Origin of the sequence: Streptomyces luteolus, assembly GCF_029968015.1 — a bacterium.
In the GTDB taxonomy this organism is placed as follows: domain Bacteria; phylum Actinomycetota; class Actinomycetes; order Streptomycetales; family Streptomycetaceae; genus Streptomyces; species Streptomyces luteolus.
This window is the reverse complement of sequence record NZ_JASCIS010000004.1, coordinates 212,918-231,002: the sequence shown is the minus strand read 5'-3', so window position 1 is coordinate 231,002 and position 18,085 is coordinate 212,918. Positions and strand designations below refer to the sequence as shown.

The window sequence follows — 18,085 nt, the reverse complement described above, 5'->3', positions numbered from 1 at the left end:
CCCCTCCGGCGTTTGAGGAGCGGGGTCTGGGGCGGAGCCCCAGTTCGGGAAGGGGCGGGGTGGGGAACAAAGCCCGCCGTCGGCGTCGGTCACGCCGCACCGGCCCGCTCCGTCACCGCGACCCGTCCCAAGAACTCCTCGTACGCCGCGGCGTCGAACTCTCCCGCCACCGGTGCCAGTACGGTCGCCGCCGAGAGAGCCACCGCATGGGTCAGGCGGCGGGGCCAGGGGGAGGCCTCGGCCAGGCCTGCGACCAGGGCCGCCACCACCGAGTCCCCCGCCCCCGTGGGGTTCCCGCGTACCGCCGCGGGCGGGGCGGCCTGCCAGGCGCCGTCCGGGGTGGCCGCGAGCAGTCCGTCCGCGCCGAGCGAGGCGACGACGGCATGGGCGCCGCGGCGGCGCGCGTCCCGGGTGGCGCGCAACGGCTCGTGGGAGCCGGTGAGTTCGGCCAGCTCGTCGGCGTTGGGCTTGACCACGTCGGGGCGGGCGGCGATGCCCCGGCGCAGCGGCTCGCCGCTGGTGTCCAGGAGTACGGGGACCCGCGCGGCGCGGGCGGCCCGGATCAGCCGCGCGTACGCGCCGACGGGGACGCCGGGCGGCAGGCTTCCGCAGAGGGCGACCGCGTCGGCCGAGGTCAGCAACTCCTCGTAGGAGGTGAGGAATCGGGCCCACTCGGCGGGGCTGACGAGTGGGCCCGGCTCGTTCAGCTGGGTGGTGTCGCCGGTGCGCTCGTCGACGACGGCGACGGTGCGGCGGGTGCGGCCCGCCACGTCCAGGAGCGCGTCCCGTACGCCAATGTCCTCGGCCAGTTGGGCACGCAGGGCCGCTCCGGTGGAGCCGCCCGCGAAGCCGGTGACCGTGACGGGACGGCCGAGCGCGGCGAGCACGCGGGCGACGTTCAGGCCCTTGCCGCCGGGGCGTTCGGTGACGTCGGTGACGCGGTGCGAGGCGTGCGGGGTCAGGCGCGGGACGCGGTAGGTGAAGTCCAGGGCGGTGTTGAGCGTGACCGTGAGGATCACGGCTACCTCCCCCGGAAGTCGTACGTATGTGCGCGTGCCGGGCCTGATCATGCCAAAGAGCGGGCGGTTGGCCTAGAGGTTCTTCAGGCAGCCGGGGATTCTGGCTGCGGTCCCCCTCAGCCGAAATCGTCGACCACGGCGGTGGCGGTGCCTCGAGTGCAGGCGGTCGCCACATCGAGGAGGAGCCGCCGCTGCCCGGTATCCGAAGTGAGCGAGACCGTGTAGCCCTGCGCGCTGATGGAGTCGCCCTGAGCCTTGAAGGTCGCCTGACCTTCGGTCATGAATTCCTGCGACCAACTGCTCCCGTTCAGGTGGGAGCTGGCGGCGGCGAACATGTCCTGCAACGTCGCTGGTGTCAGGCCGGTCATCTCCCAGTGGTGGCGCGCCGTGCAACCGGAGGTGAGGCCCTTGGCGCGGCAAGGAGGGCAAGGGGCTGCGGCGAGGTGATCGGCCGCTTCGTCGACCGGGCCGCGCATACCGACTGCGTCCAGTACGAGGCGGGAAATCCGGTGGACGGCCTCGGCCACCCCTTGGGCGACGGGCTCGGGTTCCGGCTGTTGTGGCTGCGGAACCTGCTCCTGCGGTGCCGGTGCCTGCGGCCCGGGCTGGGCGGGGATTGCCGCGTTCTGCTGCAACTCCCGCTGTTCGGCTCGCTCTTCGGCTGTCGCCCAGTCGAGGGTGCCGACGATGGCATCGAACATGTCCGCGTACATGTCCCAGGCTTCGGGTGACGGTGTGTTCAGTTCGAAGACCATCGTCTCGCCCTGGCCGGGCAGCGGCACGTACGTCTGGATGATGCCCTGCCGGAGGGTCTGAGGCTGCCCATCGGGGGAGATTTCGGGCGGGACGGTCACTTCCAGACCGCCGATGCGGGTGACGGCGGGGGTGTGGTCCACCGCCAACGCACTGATGCGGACTTCGTCGTTCGGGTAAAGCTCCTTCAGCTGGGCCTTCGTGGCCTCGGCCGCTTCGTCGACCTTTCTCCCGAGAGAGGGAACCCGGTTGACGAGGAGCGTGGCCATGGCCTGCTCGCCCTCGTGCTCGACGAAGCACAGACCGGCGTACTCGGCCTCCGCCTCGATGAGTTGAGCTGTCTGCCTCAACATCATCTGCGCGAAGAAGTGCTGTTCGTCAGTGCTGCGGTCGGCCAGCACCGTCTTCGCCATGGCGACGAGACGGTCGGCCATTTCATCGACGTCGGTGGTGTCCACGGGGAGCGGATGGAAGAACGTCGGCATGATCCAGCCGACGTACAGCGTCGACCGCCCGGCAGTTGCAGCTTCGGTCACTTCTTCGGCTCCGGTGCGGGGTAGTCGGGGTGCGGCGGAATCGGATCTTCCCTGGTGAGGGTGTGCGGGAAGAGATCGGTGAACGCGGGTTGACCGTCAACCGGTGTGGTGATGAAGGTCATCCAGCTGCCGTCGGCGAATCCGTACTGCATGTACGGAGTCCCCTTTCGGGAAGAAATCCGAGTCCACTCCAGCTCGTTCCGGTCGATGCGCCAGCCGATTTCCGCCACGTTGGCGAAGTACTTCGACCGAAACGTCTGGGGAACGTGAAGCAGCATGATTTCATCGCGGGTGAAACACAGCAGGCTCAGCACGCGAGCCTTGGAGCGTGGCAGCGAGGCCACCAGCAGGCCTGCTGCGGCGCTTTTTTCCTTACCGAAGAAGAAACCCAGAGAATCATCAGTGCTCTTGGTTACACGCTTATTGGATTTGCGCTCCAGGCTCGCCCGCTCCCTTGCCGCTCCCTTATCGGAGGAGTAGAGGATCTTACTACTGGTCCACTCCAACAGAAGCGCATTAAGGGCTATATTGAGGGCTTTCAATAGACGAGCGGATTTCACTCTCGAATCGCTCAGCACCCATGGCCTCTGCCGCCAAGGAGTCACCAGCAGGTCCGACATTACGGGCCGAGTGACGTAGAAGAGCCCATCGACCGCTACGCCTCCAGTCGCCTCCAGCGCCGCGTTGAACAACTTCGCCGGTCGCGTCTGCGCTTCCACCATGGTATTGATTCCAGACCTCTGTTCTCCGGGGCGATTTGGCATAAGTGCAGCACCTCGGAGCCTCAGCTGGTCGCTTCTTTCCACCCGCCGAAGGCGGCAGTTCCTGCCTTAATGGTCATCTGCGTGTACTGATTCATTGTCGTGATGGCCGCCTCGTCCATGGTCTTCCCGAACGCTCCCGCAATCTTCAACTCGACAGGCTGGATGACCTTCGACTGCAGAAATCCGCTGTGAATCCCCTTCTCCAGAGCCAGGGCCCCTGCCGCTTTCCCTCCTCTCGCCAGCCCAATGAGCCCACTCGCGCCCGGGATCACACCGAATGCATCCAGCCCCATCTTCACCCAGCCCATCTTCTGTCCGCGCATTCCCTGGACAGCATGCCCGGCCATCGCGCCGAGTGCGAAGGCTCCTGCCGCAGCACCCAGAGCCACGCCCGCGGCAGTGCCGATGCCGGGAATGATCTGGCAGGCGAGCGCGGCCGTGGTCAGAGCCGAGGAAATCGTGGACAACAAATCAGCGTTCTCGGCCAGCCAGTCGCCGGCGTCTCGCGCCACTTCCTTCAGGCCGTCGCCGACCCGCTCCCAGAAGCCGAAGTCCGGCGGGTGGTTCTCGGACGCCTCGATGATGGCCGCTTCGGCGATCTGGGCCCGGTCGTTCCACCGGCCGTAGATGTCCTCGGCCTCGCGGATCAGCTTCTCCAGCTTGTCCTGCGCCTGTTCCACCTCGGCTCGCTGCCGGTCCAGCTTTTGATTGAGCCGGTCGGCCTCGTCGGCGGGCATGGGGCCGAGCGCCCTGAGCCGGTCGTTCTCCGAGTTGTACGCGCTCGTGAGCCGGTCGGCCTCACGCCGGGCGGTAACGGCCTCGGCCTCCAAGCCCTGCGCGTTGTGCTGCATCTGCGACAGCTGGCTGTGCCACTTATGCAGGGTCTTGGCACACCTGCCCATGGAATCGGAGCCCTGGTTCAGGTACTTGGGGAGTTTGCCCAGCTTCTTCGAGAAGCGCTCGGCCGCCTCCCCCCGCCAGACACCGCTGTTCTTCCCGATGGAGGTCAACAGCTCCTCAAGCTCGTCGAGTTCGGTACTGACGGCCTTCACGTCCGACGCGAGATCGTCGATCGCTTCCAAGTCGCCCTTGGCCGGATTGAACTTCAGGCCCGGCCATGCCTCGTCGCCCAAGATGAAGATGCTGCGGTACGACATGCGACGTGCGTTCCCCCTTGGCTGCTGACAGCCCTACTTCACGACTACTTCGCGCCGAATCCCTCGGCCGTCTTCCGTTCGCCCGCCTTGTACGCGTCGATGGTGGCCTGCAGGCGCTCCCTGATGTCCTTCGACGCGTCCTCGATGCGCTTGATGCCGTCCTCCCACTCCGACTGGAAGGTGTCGCATGCGTTGTCAAGGCCGTTGGTTCCCAGTGACTTCGGGCCGACGTTCTTGAGGCGTTTCCGTGCCTGCTCCATGCGTTCGTCGCACTCGTCGAGTTTCTCCACGATGCGCTGGACTGCGACGGTGTCGATCTGGAAGCCGGTGCCCACGCTTCTCCCCCTTACTGCTGGCCACGGGCCTCCCACCGTACTGGCGAGGGCCGACGCATCTGGCGGTCAACCCCCGTGGGAACACGTGAGAGTTATGTGACTATTGATGTGAGAGGGCGCAGTAACGCTCGGCCCGCTGCTGGGCCGTGGCCACGGAGACCTGGAAGCAGCAAGCAGCCAAGGCTGCCTCCGGGCCCACCGCGTATGTGCCTCAACGGATCGGCGAATCAGCCCAGTTGCGGCGCTCCGGGCGCCCCGGGTGCCACCACCCACTCGCCCTTCCTCATCACGCCCGCCAGGTCGAAGTGCTCGTCGAGGACCACCAGGTCGGCGTCCTTGCCGGGTTCGAGGGAGCCGACCCGGTCGTAGACGCCGAGCAGCTTGGCCGGGTTGGCGGAGATGGCGCGGACGACGTCCTCGACGGGCAGCCGGTCGATCGTCGCGGCGCGCTTGAACGCGCGGTCCAGGGTGAGCGTGGAGCCCGCGATGGAGCCGGGGCCCGACTCGCTGACGAGGCGCGCCACATTATCCTTCACCTCGACCTCCAACGGCCCGAGCATGTACCGCCCGTCGCCGAATCCGGCCGCGTCCATCGCGTCCGTGATCAGCGCGACCCGGTCGGCGCCCGCGTGGTGGAAGGCCAGTTGGAAGGCGGCCGGGTGCAGATGCGTGCCGTCGTCGATCAGCTCGACGGTGACCCGCTCGTCCTCCAGGAGCGCGGCGATCGGCCCCGGCGCCCGGTGGCCGAGCCCCGGCATCGCGTTGTAGAGGTGCGTGGCTACGGTCGCGCCCGCGTCGATCGCGGCCAGGGTCTGCTCGTACGACCCGTCGGTGTGGCCCACGGCGGCGAGCACGCCGTGCTCCGCGAGGAGGCGTACGGAGTCGACGCCGCCGGGGAGTTCGGGGGCGAGGGTGAGCATGCGGGCCTGGCCGCGCGCGGCGTCGACGAGCTTCAGGACGTCGGCCGGGTCGGGGTCGCGCAGCAGCACCTCGCTGTGGGCGCCTTTGCGGCACGGGGAGATGAACGGGCCCTCGAAGTGGATGCCCGCGATCTCGCCCTGCTCGGCCAGCTCGGAGAGGAAACCGGCGCGCTGCGCGAGGAAGTCGAGCTCGCCGGTGACGGTGGAGGCGACGAGGGTGGTGGTGCCGTGCTCGCGGTGCGTGCGGACGCCCCTGAGCACCTCCTCCTCGGTGCCGGAGGTGAAGGAGGCGCCGCCGCCGCCGTGGTTGTGCATGTCCACGAAGCCGGGCACGACCCAGTGGCCGGTCAGGTCGACGGCGGTGTCGCTCTCCTGCGCGTGCCCGGCGATCCGGCCGTGCTCGTCGACGATGACCCGGCCGTCGGCGACGGTCCCGGTGGGCAGCACCACCCGGGCGCCGGTGAGTACCTTGCGTGCGGCCATCAGGTGGTTACCTCCGAGGACGTGGGGGATGCGGATTCTTGAGCCGTCAGCAGGTCCCAGGCGAGCAGGCCCGCGCCCAGGCAGCCCGCGGTGTCCCCGAGCGCGGCGGGGACGACGGCGGGCAGCTGCTGGAACGTGACGCGCCGCTCGACGGCCGCCCGCAGCGGTGTGAACAAGGTTTCCCCCGCTTCGGCGAGTCCGCCACCGATGATGAGCGTGCGCGGGTCGAGCAGGGTGATCGCGGTGACGAGGCCGTCGGCGAGGGCGTCGACCGCGTCCTGCCAGACGGTGAGGGCCCGTTCGTCCCCCGACTCGACGGCCTTGGCACAGTCCGCGGCGTCCGCGTCCGGGTCGCCGCTCGCCTCGGCCCAGGCGCGGCTCACGGCGGAGGCGGAGGCGAGCCGCTCCAGGCAGCCGCGCTGCCCGCAGCCGCAGAGCGGTCCGCCGGGGCGGACCACGATGTGCCCGATCTCGCCCGAGTACCCGTGCGCGCCGGGCTCGATCCGGCCGTCGATGCCGATGGCCCCGGCGATCCCGGTGCCGAGCGGCAGGAACAGGAACCGGTCGGCGCCCTGCCCGGCCCCGACCCGGCCCTCGGCGAGGCCGCCGGTGCGGACGTCGTGGCCGAGGGCGACGGGGACGCCGATGCGCTCGGTGAGCAGATCGCGCAGCGGCAGGTCGCGCCAGCCGAGGTTGGCGGCGTACACGGCGATGCCGCGCTCCGCGTCGACGATGCCGGGCACGGCGACCCCGGCCGCGGCGGCGGGCTCGCCGAAGCGTTCCTCCCCGTACGCGCGCAGCTCGGCGGCGAAGTCGAGGATGGACTCGACGACGGCCTCGGGTCCGCGGTCGCGTCCGGTGGCGCGGCGGGCCTCGTGCAGGGAGGTGCCGTCCGCGCCGATCAGGGCGGCCTTCATTCCGGTGCCGCCCACGTCCAGGGCGATGACGTGCCGTCCGGCCGGGGGTCCGGGGGTTGTCGCCCGGGTCAATGCAGTCACGCTGACAGTCTGGCCCGCGCCCCGCGAAAGGTCTAGTCCACTTCGGTGCCGAAGAAAGTCTTCCGTGTCGAAGAAAGCCTCCGGTGCCGAAGAAGTCTTCGGTGCCGAAGAAAGCCTTCGGTGCCGAAGAAAGCGAAGAGACCTGGAACCTCACGGGTCCCCGGCGGCGTTAGAGCGGGTGACGGTAGCTTCGTCTGAAGGTACGTAGCCCGTAGCACCGCAGTAATCAGAGGGGATCTTCCATGGCTGTAAGCCTGTCCAAGGGCGGCAACGTCTCGCTCACCAAGGAGGCACCGGGCCTGACCGCCGTCACGGTGGGCCTCGGCTGGGACGTCCGCACCACCACCGGCACCGACTTCGACCTGGACGCCTCCGCGATCGCGGTCAAGGCCGACGGCAAGGTCTTCACGGACGGCCACTTCGTCTTCTTCAACAACAAGCAGTCGCCGGACCAGACCATCGTCCACACCGGTGACAACCGCACCGGCGAGGGCGCGGGCGACGACGAGGCGATCAACGTCAACCTGGCGGGCCTGCCGGCCGAGGTCGACAAGATCGTCTTCCCGGTCTCGATCTACGACGCGGAGTCCCGCTCGCAGAACTTCGGCCAGGTGCGGAACGCCTACATCCGCATCATCAACCAGGACGGCGGCACCGAGATCGCGCGGTACGACCTCTCCGAGGACGCCGCCACCGAGACCGCGATGGTCTTCGGTGAGCTCTACCGCAACGGCGCGGAGTGGAAGTTCCGCGCGGTCGGCCAGGGCTACGCCTCGGGCCTCGCCGGCATCGCGCAGGACTTCGGCGTCAACATCTGAGGTCGCGCTGACGAGGTCGCGCTGACGAGGTCGCGCTGACGAGGTCGCGCTGACGAGGTCGCGCTGACGAGGCAAGGGGCCCTGGTCGTCGGACCGGGGCCCCTTCCCGTACGCGGGGTGTGTCGGTTTCGTCGCCGGGTGCGGCCTGTCGTGGGCCGGTCGCGCAGTTTCCCCGCGCCCCTGACGGCCTGCGGCTGCGCCGCTGCCTTCGACATCGACTCCCCGGAAACGCGCGGCTAGCCTGCCCGCATGATCCTCGAACAGATCCCGGTCCTGGACGGCGGCGCGCTCCCCGGCACGGTCCTCACCGAAGTCACCGAACTGTACGCCTCCAACCGGGAGTTCTTCGCGCTCAGCGGGGACTTCCCGGACCCGGAGCACATCACCGAGGAGCAGGTCGCCGCGGCCCTCGCGGAAGAGTTGGCGCGGCCCACGGCCGAGGTGCTGCTCGCCCGTTCCGAGGGGCGGCTCGTCGGGCTCGCGATCACGCTCGGGCAGCACCCGAACCCGGAGGACCCGGACCCGTGGATCGGGCTGCTCCTGGTGGACGCCAAGCTGCACCGCGGCGGGGTCGGGCGGGAGCTGGCGCGGCTGATCGAGGACCGCTTCCGCACCGCGGGCCGCGAGGCCGTACGCCTGGCGATCCTGGAGAGCAACGACCAGGCGGGCTGGTTCTGGACCAACCTCGGCTATGAACTCATCGGGTACGCAGAGGACCTGGAGCGGCAGCGGCCGTGCGTGCTGATGCGCAAGGAGCTCAACGCACCTTCCGCGTAAGGGAGTTCAGGGCTGGGGGAGGGACTTTGCGGACACGGCCTACGGCTTCGACGGCTTGCCCTCGCCGTACAGCCAGACGTCCCAGATCGCGTCCAGGTCCTTGCCGGACTTCTGCTCCACGTACGCCGTGAAGTCCTCCGTGTCGGCGTTGCCGTGGCGGTGGTCCTTGGTCCAGCCCCGCACGAGGGCGAAGAAGCGGGCATCGCCGACGGCCTGCCGGATCTTGTGGACGACCAGCGCGCCCCGGTAGTAGACGGGGGTCGCCGAGATCGTGTCGGCGCCGGTCGGCTTCGCGGGCGGGTAGGCCCAGATCGCCGCGGCCTCGGCCGGGCCGCCGATGGCGTTCTCCACGTAGGAGCCCTCGCCCGCGTAGACCTGGTCGAAGGTCTGCTGTGCGGTCCGGCCGCCGTGGTCCTCGCTGAACAGCCACTCGGCGTAGGTGGCGAAGCCCTCGTTGAGCCACATGTCCTGCCAGCTCTTCGGCGACACGGAGTTGCCGAACCACTGGTGGGCCAGCTCGTGCACGAGGAGCATCGTGCCGGGGGCGCCGGGGAACACGGGCCTGGTCTGGGTCTCCAGGGCGTACCCGGCGGCGCCCGGCTCCTCGACGATCGCGCCGACCGAGGAGAACGGGTACGGGCCGAAGCGCCGCTCCGCCCACCGCACGACGTCCGGGATGCGCGCGAGCGTGTCCGCGCTCTTCGCGGCTTGGCCGGGCACCACCGCCGTACGCACCGGAAGGCCGCCCTCGCGGCTCACGCCCTTCACCACGGAGGTCCCGGTCTTGTACGGGCCGATCGCCACCGTCGCCAGATAGCTCGCCATGGGCTCACCGCTGTGCCAGCGGAACGCCGTGGCGTCGCCGCGGGTGCGCGCATGCGTCAACTCCCCGTTGGAGTACGCCCGCAGGCCCTTCGGGACGGTGATCTCGATGTCGTACGCGGCCTTGTCGGAGGGGTGGTGGTTGCCGGGGAACCAGGTCATCGAGCCGGTCGGCTGGCCGAGTCCGACGGCGCCCGCGCGGGTGGGCAGCCAGCCCTCCTCGGCGCCGTCCGCGTCGGTGATGGTTCTCGGCTTGCCGGAGTAGCGGACGGTCGTACGGAACGTCTTCCCGTTCCGCAGCTCGTCCCGCGGCCGCACGGTCAGCTCGCTGCGCTGCCGGTTGAAGCGCGCGGCGTGATCGTCGACGGTGACCGAGGCAACGTCGAGGCCGCGCAGGTCGAGGTTGAAGGCGCTGAGGTCCTGGGTGGCGCGTGCCGTGATCACCGCCGCGCCGCGCAGCCGCCCGGAGTCCGGGTCGTAGTCCAGGTCGAGGGCGTAGTGCGTGACGTCGTACCCGCCGTTGCCCAGATCGGGGAAGTACGGGTCCCGCAGACCCGCGCTGCCCGGCGTGCCCCGCACTCCGGCCCCGCTGCACACCGACAGGGCGAGCATTCCGGCGAGCACCAGGGGGACGGTGCGGCGGACCGTACGGAAACGGCCTGTCCGGGGCGGGGTGCGGGGGTCGGACAGAGGTCGTCGGCGTATCACGTGAGTGATCTTATGGGCGGTACGCGCGGCTCGTCCTTTGAGCGGATAGGTGCAGTTGCTGCGAGAGGGAGGAGCGGCCGGGCACCGGGGGGGGGGCGTGCAGAGGTGGTGCCCGGCCGCGGCTCAGGGCGACCCGGGGGCTTGGGTCAGCGACCCGGGACGTGGGCCGGTGGGTCAGCGACCCGGGGTTGGGCCGGTGTGGGTCAGCGGCCCAGGGCGGCGGCACCCGCCTGCGCGAACTTCTCGTCCAGGGCGCCGCTCGGGGCGCCCGCGACACCGATGCCCGCGATCGGGGCGTTCTTCGCGGTCACCGGGGCACCACCGGCGAGGAACAGCGTGCCGGGGATGTCCTTCAGGTTCGGGGCCTGCTCCAGGCGCTTGGCCAGCTCGGAGGTCGGGGCGTTCCAGGCCACGGCGGTGTACGCCTTCTTCTCGGCCGACTCGTACGACTGCGGGCCCGCACCGTCGCCGCGCAGGGTGACGATGGTGTTGCCGTTGCGGTCGACGACCGCGACGGTGATCCGCTGGTTCTCCTTCTCCGCGGCGTCGAGCGCGGCCTGCGCGGCCTTGGTGGCGGCGTCGATGGTCAGGTGGGTCGACTCGGTGGTGTTCTTCGCGGAGGTCGCCGAGGTCGCGGAGGTCGCGGCGGCCGGGGCGGCGGCGGCGGACTCGGCCGGGGCGGCGGTCGCGGAGACGGCGCCGAAGGTGCCCGCGCCGAGGGCGGCGACGGCGACGGCACCGGTGACGACACGGGTACGCAGGGAGAGCTTCTTCATGGAGATTCCTCGTTCTCTGGCGGCGGCCCTTCGGCCTGCACATGGTGTGCAGGGGGCCTGCACGTGGAGGGGCGGGAGGTGATTTCCGATCGGTTCCCGCGGTGTCTTCGAGCATTTGTCGCTCTGCGTCCATCGTGGGCTCGCGGGCGGCCCCTCCCCGTCGACGTACCGGCTGCGACCTGCGGGCGGGACGGTCGACAGAGGGGTCGGCCGATCGGTTGATGCGAGGGGGACCTTCGTGGGTGACGATGGGCCCGTGGACGACAAGGAGGCCCAGGTACACGGGGAGGACCAGCAGAGCCTGGTGCACGGGGAGGACCAGCAGAACCTGGTGCACGGGGAGGACCAGCAGACCCTGGTGCACGGGGCGGCCGCGCGGGACAACCGGCGCCTGGCGGTCGTCATGCACGTGACGTTCTTCGTACTCCTCGGCTCCTCCCTCACCCGCTTCCTGCTGCGCCACCCCGACGACCCGGCCACGACCTGGATCATCATCTTCGCGGGCGCCCTCGCCACGCTGTACGTACTGGGCCCGGTCCTCGGGCCCGTCTCCACGATCTCCGCGGGCCCGCGCGCCGCCAGCGGCGCCACCACCTCCCACAAGCTGTGGCTGGCCGCCGTCATGGGGATCTGGCTGACGCTCGTGATCCTCGCGCCCAGCTTCGGCTGGTGCGCGGTGCCGCTCTTCTACACCGGCCTGCGCACGCTGCGGACCGGCGCCGCGATCTTCCTGGTCGCGCTGATCACCGTGTTCGTGGTCGCGGCCCAGCTGAAGTTGCGCGTGCAGTCCGGGTTCGACCCGAACCTGCTGTTCGCGCCGCCCGCCGTGGCCGCCGTCGCGACCGCGATGTTCGTCCACTCGCAGCGGCAGGCCGCCCGGCTCCAGTCCGTCATCGCCGACCTGGTGCGCACCCGCCGCGAACTCGCCGCCACCGAGCGCCGCGAGGGCACCCTCGCCGAGCGGCAGCGGCTCTCCATGGAGATCCACGACACCCTCGCCCAGGGCCTGTCCAGCCAGCAGATGCTGCTCCAGGCCGCCGACCGGGTCTGGGACACCGACCCGGCCACGGCCCACGCGCACGTCCGCACCGCCGAGTCCTTCGCCGAGCGCAACCTCGCCGAGGCCCGCCGCTTCGTGCACGACCTGGCCCCCGCCGATCTGGCCGGCGGCGTCGGCCTCGAACAGGCCCTGTACGCGCTCGCCGAACGGGAGTCACGGGCCGGGCTCGACGTGCGCTGCCGGATCGAGGGCGGCCCGGCGCCGCTGCCGGACCGGGTGCAGTCGGCGCTCCTGCGCATCGCCCAGGGCGCCCTCGCCAACGTCACCGAACACGCCGCCGCCCGCACCGCCGTCCTCACCCTCGTCTACTTCGACGACCAGGTCGTCCTCGACGTCGCCGACGACGGCCGCGGCTTCGACCCGGACGAACGGGGCGACCGGGGCGACCGGGGCGCACCCTCCGGGGTGCGCGGCCACGGCCTGCCCGCGATCCGCGCGCGCGTCGCCCAGCTCGGCGGCACCCTCACCGTCGAGTCCGCCCCCGGCGACGGCACGGTCCTGTCCGCCGCGATCCCCCTGGAGTCCCCCCGATGACCGCTCCCTCCCCCGTACGGGTCCTGCTCTGCGACGACCACGCCGTCGTACGGGCCGGGCTGCTCGCGCTGCTCGGCAGCGCGCCGGACATCGAGGTGGCCGGGGAGGCCGGCACCGGCGAGGAGGCGGTCGCGCTCGCCGCGAAGCTGAGCCCGGACGTCGTGCTCATGGACCTCCAGCTGGGCGCGGGCATGGACGGCGTGGCCGCCACCCGCGAGATCGCCCCGACGGGCGTACGGGTCCTCGTCCTCACCACATACGACACCGACGCGGACATCACCCGGGCCATCGAGGCGGGCGCGACCGGCTATCTGCTCAAGGCCGAGCGGCCGGAGGAACTCTTCGCGGCGATCCACGCGGCGGCCGAGGGCCGTACGACGCTGTCCCCGCCGGTCGCGAGCCGCGTCATGGCCCGGATGCGCAGCCCGCAGCCGACGCTCACGGACCGCGAACTCGACATCCTGGGCCAGCTCGCCCACGGCCTCGGCAACCGCGACATCGCGAAGGCGCTGTTCATCAGCGAGGCCACGGTGAAGACCCATCTCGGCCGTATCTACGACAAGTTGGGCGTGGACACGCGGGCGGGCGCGGTGGCGGTGGCGAAGGAGCGGCGGCTGCTGCCGTGAGTGGTCCGCGGCTGCTGCCGTGAGTGGTCATGGGGCGGGCGGTAGGTGAGCGCATGACACCATCGACCTCGTGCTCGACATCGGCTACGCCCTCTCCAACCGCTTCCCCGACCCGCCCCAGACCGACTACCGGCGGGCGGACGTGCGGGCGCTGCGGCACGACCTGTTCTGCGGGGACGTGTACCTCGCCGACACGAAGGCCGACCGCGAGCTGTCCACAGCCTGGGGATGGGTGCCGGTGCTCGACTTCGCGTGGGCGCTGTGCGACATCGTCGAGCGGCTGGACCGGGACCCGCTGGGGTCCCGCGCCTCCCGGCCGCAGTACGCGGAGCTGGACTTCACGGAGTCCAGTGACCGGATGCTGTTCGAGCGGCGCTTCGGGTGGGTGGATGTGGAGGGTGAGTGGTTGCCGGGGGGTGAGGCGCCGTTGACGTTCTCGCACTCCGAGTTGCGGCGGGAGGGGCGGGATTTTTTGCATGACCTGATCGCGGATCTCTCGGATATGCACGATGAGTTGGCGGAGAACCCGGTGATCTGGGACTTGCAGGCCCGCTTCCCACGCGTCTGATTTCTCCCCTCCCCGCCCCTTCCCGAAAGTCCTGCGGACAGCTCCCGGGGCTCCGCCCCGGACCCCGTATCGCGCTGAGGCGCTCGTCCTCAAACGCCGGACGGGCTGAATTTTCAGCCCCTCCGGCGTTTGAGGAGCGGGGGTCCGGGGGCTGGCCCCCGAAGCGCCGCAGGCTTTCGGGAAGGGGCGGGGTGGGGAAAGGTCAGTCCACTACCCGCACCCCCAGCGCCGCCGCGAACACCGGTGCCAGGTCAAGGAGTTGGGCCGTACTCACCACCGCCCCCGCGAGGGCATCCGCCCCGCGCGCGATGTCCACCTGAGCCGCCGACCGCAGGTCCACGTCCTTCATCCGCACCCCCGTGAAATCCACCCCCCCCGCAACGCACACCCGTCGAAAGACACCCGCTCCAAACTCGCCCCGCCGAAGTCCGGCTCGGACAGGACGACGCTCTCGAACACCACATCCCGCAGCTTGGCCCGGCGCAGGTTCAGATAGTCGATCTTGCCGCCTCTGATCACGACCCGTTCCAGCACCGCGCCGTGCAGCTGCGTCCCGCCGAGCCGGGCGTCGACCAGCTCCACGTCCCGCAGCGACGCAGCCGCGAGCTCCGTGCCCACGCCGCGCACGCGGGTCAGGCGCGAGTCGATGAAGCGGGCGTTCCGCAGCACCGCCTCGTCGAGGGCGCACCCCTCAAGGGAGCAGTCCAGGAACCGGGCCCCGGCCCCTTCGCCGTACGAGAGGTCGGTGCCGTCGAAGAGCAGGCCGTCGTAGTCCCCGTCCGGGGTCAACTGCCGGTCTCCGTACGGCCGGAGCGGGGGCAGGTGCAGGTCGGGGCGGCGGGCGGGCTTCACCGGCGGGGTGGGTCGTTCGCTTGCTGCGGGTGCCATGCGTCCATCCTGCGCGACACCACTGACAATCCTCCGCCGCGATTGACCTCAAGCCTGCTTGAGGTCGCACGCCCACCGTGCGCTGGAGAGCCGGGGACGGTCGGGAAGGTGGTCCTGAAGCCGTAGATTTCCCCGACCCGCCCCTTCCGAGGGGGCTCAATTTGAGCCCCTCTGGGGGCACCTCCCAGCGGTAGCTGGGGGAGATTGAGGAGCGGGGTCCGGGGCGGAGCCCCGAAGCTCCGCAGCCACGCGGCGCCAGCCGCATATCGGACACAGTCGGGAAGGGGCGGGTAGGGGACAAAACAGGCGCAACCCACCCCCACCATGCTGTCCTGGAATGCATGAGCTCCCCCGGAAAGGGCCCCGCACCGGACCCCCGTCGCTGGTGGGGCCTCGTCGTCATCGCGCTCGCCCAGCTCATGGTCGTCCTCGACGCGACCATCGTGAACATCGCCCTGCCCTCCGCCCAGCGCGCCCTCGGCATGTCCGACGGCAACCGCCAGTGGGTGATCACCGCGTACACCCTCGCCTTCGGCGGACTGCTGCTGCTCGGCGGCCGCGTCGCCGACCTCGTCGGGCGGAAGCGGACGTTCATCATCGGCCTGGTCGGCTTCGCCGCTGCCTCCGCGCTCGGTGGCGCCGCGGGCGGGCCCGGCATGCTGTTCGGGGCCCGCGCCCTCCAGGGCGTCTTCGCCGCCGTCCTCGCCCCGTCCGCACTCTCCCTGCTGACCACGACGTTCGCCGACCCGAAGGAACGCGGCAAGGCCTTCGGGATCTACGGCGCGATGGCCGGCGGCGGCTCCGCGATCGGGCTGCTCGCGGGCGGCCTGCTCACCGAGTACCTGGACTGGCGCTGGTGCCTGTACGTCAACGTCCCCATCGCCCTCGTCGCCCTGCTCGGCGCGGCCGCCGTCCTGCGCGACCACCGTCCGGGCGACACCGGCGCCCGGCTCGACGTACCGGGTGTGCTGCTCGGCTGCGGCGGGCTCGTCGCGCTCGTGTACGGGGTCAGCGAGGCGCAGTCGCGGGGCTGGACCCACGCCATGGTGCTCGGCCTGTTCGCCGGGGCGGTCGTGCTGCTCGCCGGGTTCGCGTGGTGGCAGACCCGCGCGCCGAGCCCGCTGCTTCCGCCGCACGTCGTCAAGGACCGCGACCGCGCCGGATGCTTCCTGACCATGGCGTTCGCGACCATCGGGATGTTCGGGGTGTTCCTGTTCCTGACGTACTACATGCAGCTCGTCCTCGGGTACTCGCCGGTCAGGACGGGCCTGGCGTTCCTGCCGATGACGGCCGCGATCATCACCGGCTCCACGCAGATCTCCGCCCGCCTCCTGCACCACGTGCCGCCGCGCCTCCTGATCGTCCCCGGCATGCTGCTCGCCGCACTCGGCCTGGTGCTGCTGACCGGCCTGAGCGTCGAGGGCGAGTACCTCACCCACGTCCTGCCCGGCATGCTGCTCGCCGGGCTCGGCATGGGCCTGACGTTCATGCCGGTGTTCGCCACGGCCACCGCGGGCGTCGCGCCCCGGGACGCGGGGGTGACCTCGGCGACCGTCAACACCTCCCAGCAGGTGGGCGGCTCCATCGGCACGGCGCTCCTCAACACCCTCGCCACCACCTCCACCACCGCGTACGTCGCCGCCCACCTGCGCGATCCGGCCGAGCGCGCCCGGATCACCGCCGAGGGGGTGGTGCACGGCTACACCGTGGCCATCTGGTGGGCCGTCGGGATCATGGTGCTCGGCGGGCTCGTGGCGGGCCTGATGGTGACGGCACGGGCGCCCCGCCATCTCGTACCGCCCGCCGGGGAAGCGGCGGCCGAAAATGCCGATGCCCGTTCGACCTACGGGAACTAGTGTCCGGTATATGGCTACCCGTCCTACCCCCTGCACCCCCGCCCTGAAGTTCCAGGAACTTCCGGAGAGCGAGCTCGACCGCGCCCTGGACCTGGCCTATCTCGCGTTCCACGAGAAGCCCGAGGCCGAGCTGCGCGCCCACCACAAGGAACTCCTTCGCGGCTGCACCCGCGTCGGCGCGTACGACGGCGACGAGCTCGTCGGCATGGTCTCCGCGCTGCCCTTCACGCTGTCCGTGCCCGGCGGTGAACTCCCCTGCCCCGGCGTGACGTTCGCGTGTGTGGCGCCCACCCACCGCAGGCGCGGCGCCCTGTCCGGCCTGCTCGCCGAGCTGTTCGCGCGCTGCACCGCCCAGGACTGGCCGATCGCCGCGCTCTGGGCGTCGGAGTCCGTGATCTACGGCCGCTTCGGCTTCGGCGAGGGCACCCGCGGCCTCACCGTGGAGATCGACTCCACCCGCCCGCTCGCCCTGCGCATCGCCCCCGACGACCGCCCGCTGCGCCTGCTCGACCCGGCCGACGCCCCGGCCCGGCTCGCCGGCCTCTACGACAGCACCCGCGCCGACCGCCCCGGCCGGATCAACCGCACGCGCGCGTGGTGGGCCGAGGAGTGGCTGGTGGAGAAGGACGAGGAGGACGAGTCGTTCTCGCCGCCGCGGGTCGTCGCACTCGGCGAACCGGCCGCCGGGTACGTGGTCTACCGCACGAAGCGGGACGACGACGCGCCGGGCCTGGTCCGCGTCGACGACCTGGAGGCGGAGTCCCCGGCCGTCGCCGCCGCGCTCTGGCAGTACGTGACCTCCATCGACCTCACGGCCAAGGTCCGCGCGTGGGGCCGCCCCGTGGACGACCCGCTGCTCCTCTTCGCCGCCGACCGCGACCAGGTCCGCGTCACCGCCGGGTTCCCGGCCCTGTGGCTCCGCCTCCTCGACGTCCGCACGGCGCTGCTCCGCCGCTCGTACGCGGCCCCGGTCGACGTCGTACTGGACGTCCACGACGCCCACCTGCCCGCCAACTCGGGCCCGCACCGCTTGAGTTACTCCTCCGAGGGCGGTGCCGCGTACGAGCCGACGCACGCCCCGGCGGACCTGTCCCTCGCGGTCCGCGACCTGGCGGCGTGCTACTTGGGCGGTACGAGCCCGGTGTCCCTGGTCCAGGCGGGCCTGGCGACGGAGGCTACGCCGGGCGCGGCGGCCCGCCTGGCTGCGGCGCTGCGAACGGACCGGGCACCGCACACGGTGGACGGGTTCTAACGCTCAGCCCCACCCAGCCCGCCCTTTACGCCCGCGAGGAAGCATGAGAACGCGTCGACGCGGACGTTCAGGGCGGGGCCGGTGGGGTTCTTGGAGTCGCGGACCGGGACGGTGTGGTGGGTGGCGGCGAGGTTGATGGCTACCTCGACGCAGTCGCCGCCGTTGCTGCTGTACGAGGACTTGACCCAGCGCGGGGCTTCGGTCGCCATTCAGATCCCGCCCGACTGCCCGCGCTTGACGCCCGCGACAAACGTGGCGAACGCGTCGACGTGGACGGTCAGAGCGGGGCCGGTGGGGTTCTTGGAGTCGCGTACGGGGACGGTGTGGTGGGTGGCGGCGAGGTTGATGGCTACCTCGACGCAGTCGCCGCCGTTCTCGCTGTACGAAGACTTGACCCAACGCGGGGCTTCGGTCGCCATGCCTCACCTCAAACTG

At 70.9% G+C, this 18,085-nt stretch carries 18 protein-coding genes and 1 pseudogene; 7 read left to right on the top strand and 12 right to left on the bottom strand.

Features of this window, described 5'->3' with window-relative positions; all coding sequences use genetic code 11:
- Positions 1–89: 89 nt before the first annotated feature.
- The 7 genes from QIT00_RS05725 to QIT00_RS05695 all read right to left on the bottom strand — a co-directional run bounded on the left by QIT00_RS05725 (position 90) and on the right by QIT00_RS05695 (position 6,956).
- Positions 90–1,019: a 1-phosphofructokinase family hexose kinase gene (locus QIT00_RS05725; protein WP_282533982.1), complete on the bottom strand. Its 930-nt coding sequence runs from the start codon at positions 1,017–1,019 to the stop codon at positions 90–92.
- A 116-nt stretch (positions 1,020–1,135) separates the two neighbouring features.
- Positions 1,136–2,230 (bottom strand): hypothetical protein, encoded by a 1,095-nt coding sequence (locus QIT00_RS05720; RefSeq protein ID WP_282533981.1) that lies wholly within the window; start codon positions 2,228–2,230, stop codon positions 1,136–1,138.
- A 74-nt stretch (positions 2,231–2,304) separates the two neighbouring features.
- Positions 2,305–3,030 carry a hypothetical protein gene (locus QIT00_RS05715; protein WP_282533980.1) on the bottom strand — a complete coding sequence of 242 codons (726 nt, stop codon included), beginning with the start codon at positions 3,028–3,030 and terminating at the stop codon, positions 2,305–2,307.
- Between the two features lie 62 nt (positions 3,031–3,092).
- Positions 3,093–4,229, bottom strand: coding sequence for a putative T7SS-secreted protein (locus QIT00_RS05710; RefSeq protein ID WP_282533979.1), 1,137 nt, complete (start codon positions 4,227–4,229; stop codon positions 3,093–3,095).
- Positions 4,230–4,273: 44 nt separating this feature from the next.
- Positions 4,274–4,564, bottom strand: a complete 291-nt coding sequence (locus tag QIT00_RS05705; RefSeq protein ID WP_282533978.1) for a hypothetical protein — start codon at positions 4,562–4,564, stop codon at positions 4,274–4,276.
- A gap of 227 nt (positions 4,565–4,791) precedes the next feature.
- Entirely contained in the window at positions 4,792–5,967 is a 1,176-nt protein-coding gene (gene nagA, locus QIT00_RS05700) for an N-acetylglucosamine-6-phosphate deacetylase (RefSeq protein WP_282533977.1), read from the bottom strand.
- A complete protein-coding gene (locus tag QIT00_RS05695; RefSeq protein ID WP_282534037.1) occupies positions 5,967–6,956 on the bottom strand; it encodes an ROK family protein in 990 nt (329 codons plus the stop codon). The genes nagA and QIT00_RS05695 overlap by 1 nt, the downstream gene beginning before the upstream one ends.
- A 251-nt stretch (positions 6,957–7,207) precedes the next feature.
- Between QIT00_RS05695 and QIT00_RS05690 the strand changes: the two genes are divergently transcribed.
- Positions 7,208–7,783 carry a TerD family protein gene (locus tag QIT00_RS05690; protein WP_282533976.1) on the top strand — a complete coding sequence of 192 codons (576 nt, stop codon included), beginning with the start codon at positions 7,208–7,210 and terminating at the stop codon, positions 7,781–7,783.
- A gap of 249 nt (positions 7,784–8,032) precedes the next feature.
- A complete protein-coding gene (locus tag QIT00_RS05685; protein ID WP_282533975.1) occupies positions 8,033–8,560 on the top strand; it encodes a GNAT family N-acetyltransferase in 528 nt (175 codons plus the stop codon).
- A gap of 39 nt (positions 8,561–8,599) precedes the next feature.
- Here the strand turns inward: QIT00_RS05685 and QIT00_RS05680 are convergent, their stop codons facing one another.
- A complete protein-coding gene (locus QIT00_RS05680) occupies positions 8,600–9,994 on the bottom strand; it encodes a M1 family metallopeptidase (RefSeq protein WP_282534036.1) in 1,395 nt (464 codons plus the stop codon).
- A gap of 299 nt (positions 9,995–10,293) precedes the next feature.
- Positions 10,294–10,866 carry a GlcG/HbpS family heme-binding protein gene (locus QIT00_RS05675; RefSeq protein ID WP_282533974.1) on the bottom strand — a complete coding sequence of 191 codons (573 nt, stop codon included), beginning with the start codon at positions 10,864–10,866 and terminating at the stop codon, positions 10,294–10,296.
- A gap of 403 nt (positions 10,867–11,269) precedes the next feature.
- Between QIT00_RS05675 and QIT00_RS05670 the strand changes: the two genes are divergently transcribed.
- The 3 genes from QIT00_RS05670 (at position 11,270) to QIT00_RS05660 (ending at position 13,654) form a co-directional block, all read left to right on the top strand.
- Positions 11,270–12,460 (top strand): sensor histidine kinase, encoded by a 1,191-nt coding sequence (locus QIT00_RS05670; protein WP_282534035.1) that lies wholly within the window; start codon positions 11,270–11,272, stop codon positions 12,458–12,460.
- Positions 12,457–13,086: a response regulator gene (locus QIT00_RS05665; protein ID WP_282533973.1), complete on the top strand. Its 630-nt coding sequence runs from the start codon at positions 12,457–12,459 to the stop codon at positions 13,084–13,086. The genes QIT00_RS05670 and QIT00_RS05665 overlap by 4 nt, the downstream gene beginning before the upstream one ends.
- A 70-nt stretch (positions 13,087–13,156) precedes the next feature.
- Positions 13,157–13,654 (top strand): hypothetical protein, encoded by a 498-nt coding sequence (locus tag QIT00_RS05660; protein WP_282533972.1) that lies wholly within the window; start codon positions 13,157–13,159, stop codon positions 13,652–13,654.
- Between the two features lie 202 nt (positions 13,655–13,856).
- Here the strand turns inward: QIT00_RS05660 and QIT00_RS05655 are convergent.
- Positions 13,857–14,542: pseudogene (locus tag QIT00_RS05655) on the bottom strand (pentapeptide repeat-containing protein).
- 341 nt (positions 14,543–14,883) lie between these two features.
- Here QIT00_RS05655 and QIT00_RS05650 point away from each other — a divergent pair.
- Both QIT00_RS05650 and QIT00_RS05645 read left to right on the top strand, forming a co-directional pair.
- The gene (locus tag QIT00_RS05650; protein ID WP_282533971.1) at positions 14,884–16,398 is read left to right on the top strand and encodes an MFS transporter; all 1,515 of its coding nucleotides are present in this window, start codon (positions 14,884–14,886) and stop codon (positions 16,396–16,398) included.
- Positions 16,399–16,408: 10 nt separating this feature from the next.
- Positions 16,409–17,650: a GNAT family N-acetyltransferase gene (locus QIT00_RS05645; protein WP_282533970.1), complete on the top strand. Its 1,242-nt coding sequence runs from the start codon at positions 16,409–16,411 to the stop codon at positions 17,648–17,650.
- Here QIT00_RS05645 and QIT00_RS05640 read toward each other — a convergent pair.
- The gene (locus tag QIT00_RS05640; protein ID WP_282533969.1) at positions 17,647–17,859 is read right to left on the bottom strand and encodes a DUF397 domain-containing protein; all 213 of its coding nucleotides are present in this window, start codon (positions 17,857–17,859) and stop codon (positions 17,647–17,649) included. The two genes, QIT00_RS05645 and QIT00_RS05640, sit on opposite strands and share 4 nt — an antisense overlap.
- A complete protein-coding gene (locus tag QIT00_RS05635; RefSeq protein ID WP_282533968.1) occupies positions 17,860–18,069 on the bottom strand; it encodes a DUF397 domain-containing protein in 210 nt (69 codons plus the stop codon).
- Positions 18,070–18,085 lie beyond the last annotated feature (16 nt).

Bases quoted from the DNA above. Each gene is read 5' to 3' on its own strand.
- QIT00_RS05715 (WP_282533980.1), bottom strand. From the start codon at position 3,030: ATGGTGGAAGCGCAGACGCGACCGGCGAAGTTGTTCAACGCGGCGCTG.
- QIT00_RS05670 (WP_282534035.1), top strand. From the start codon at position 11,270: ATGCACGTGACGTTCTTCGTACTCCTCGGCTCCTCCCTCACCCGCTTC.
- QIT00_RS05645 (WP_282533970.1), top strand. From the start codon at position 16,409: ATGGCTACCCGTCCTACCCCCTGCACCCCCGCCCTGAAGTTCCAGGAA.
- QIT00_RS05650 (WP_282533971.1), top strand. From the start codon at position 14,884: ATGAGCTCCCCCGGAAAGGGCCCCGCACCGGACCCCCGTCGCTGGTGG.
- QIT00_RS05690 (WP_282533976.1), top strand. From the start codon at position 7,208: ATGGCTGTAAGCCTGTCCAAGGGCGGCAACGTCTCGCTCACCAAGGAG.
- QIT00_RS05710 (WP_282533979.1), bottom strand. From the start codon at position 4,229: ATGTCGTACCGCAGCATCTTCATCTTGGGCGACGAGGCATGGCCGGGC.
- QIT00_RS05685 (WP_282533975.1), top strand. From the start codon at position 8,033: ATGATCCTCGAACAGATCCCGGTCCTGGACGGCGGCGCGCTCCCCGGC.
- nagA (WP_282533977.1), bottom strand. From the start codon at position 5,967: ATGGCCGCACGCAAGGTACTCACCGGCGCCCGGGTGGTGCTGCCCACC.
- QIT00_RS05640 (WP_282533969.1), bottom strand. From the start codon at position 17,859: ATGGCGACCGAAGCCCCGCGCTGGGTCAAGTCCTCGTACAGCAGCAAC.
- QIT00_RS05675 (WP_282533974.1), bottom strand. From the start codon at position 10,866: ATGAAGAAGCTCTCCCTGCGTACCCGTGTCGTCACCGGTGCCGTCGCC.
- QIT00_RS05635 (WP_282533968.1), bottom strand. From the start codon at position 18,069: ATGGCGACCGAAGCCCCGCGTTGGGTCAAGTCTTCGTACAGCGAGAAC.
- QIT00_RS05665 (WP_282533973.1), top strand. From the start codon at position 12,457: ATGACCGCTCCCTCCCCCGTACGGGTCCTGCTCTGCGACGACCACGCC.
- QIT00_RS05680 (WP_282534036.1), bottom strand. From the start codon at position 9,994: ATGCTCGCCCTGTCGGTGTGCAGCGGGGCCGGAGTGCGGGGCACGCCG.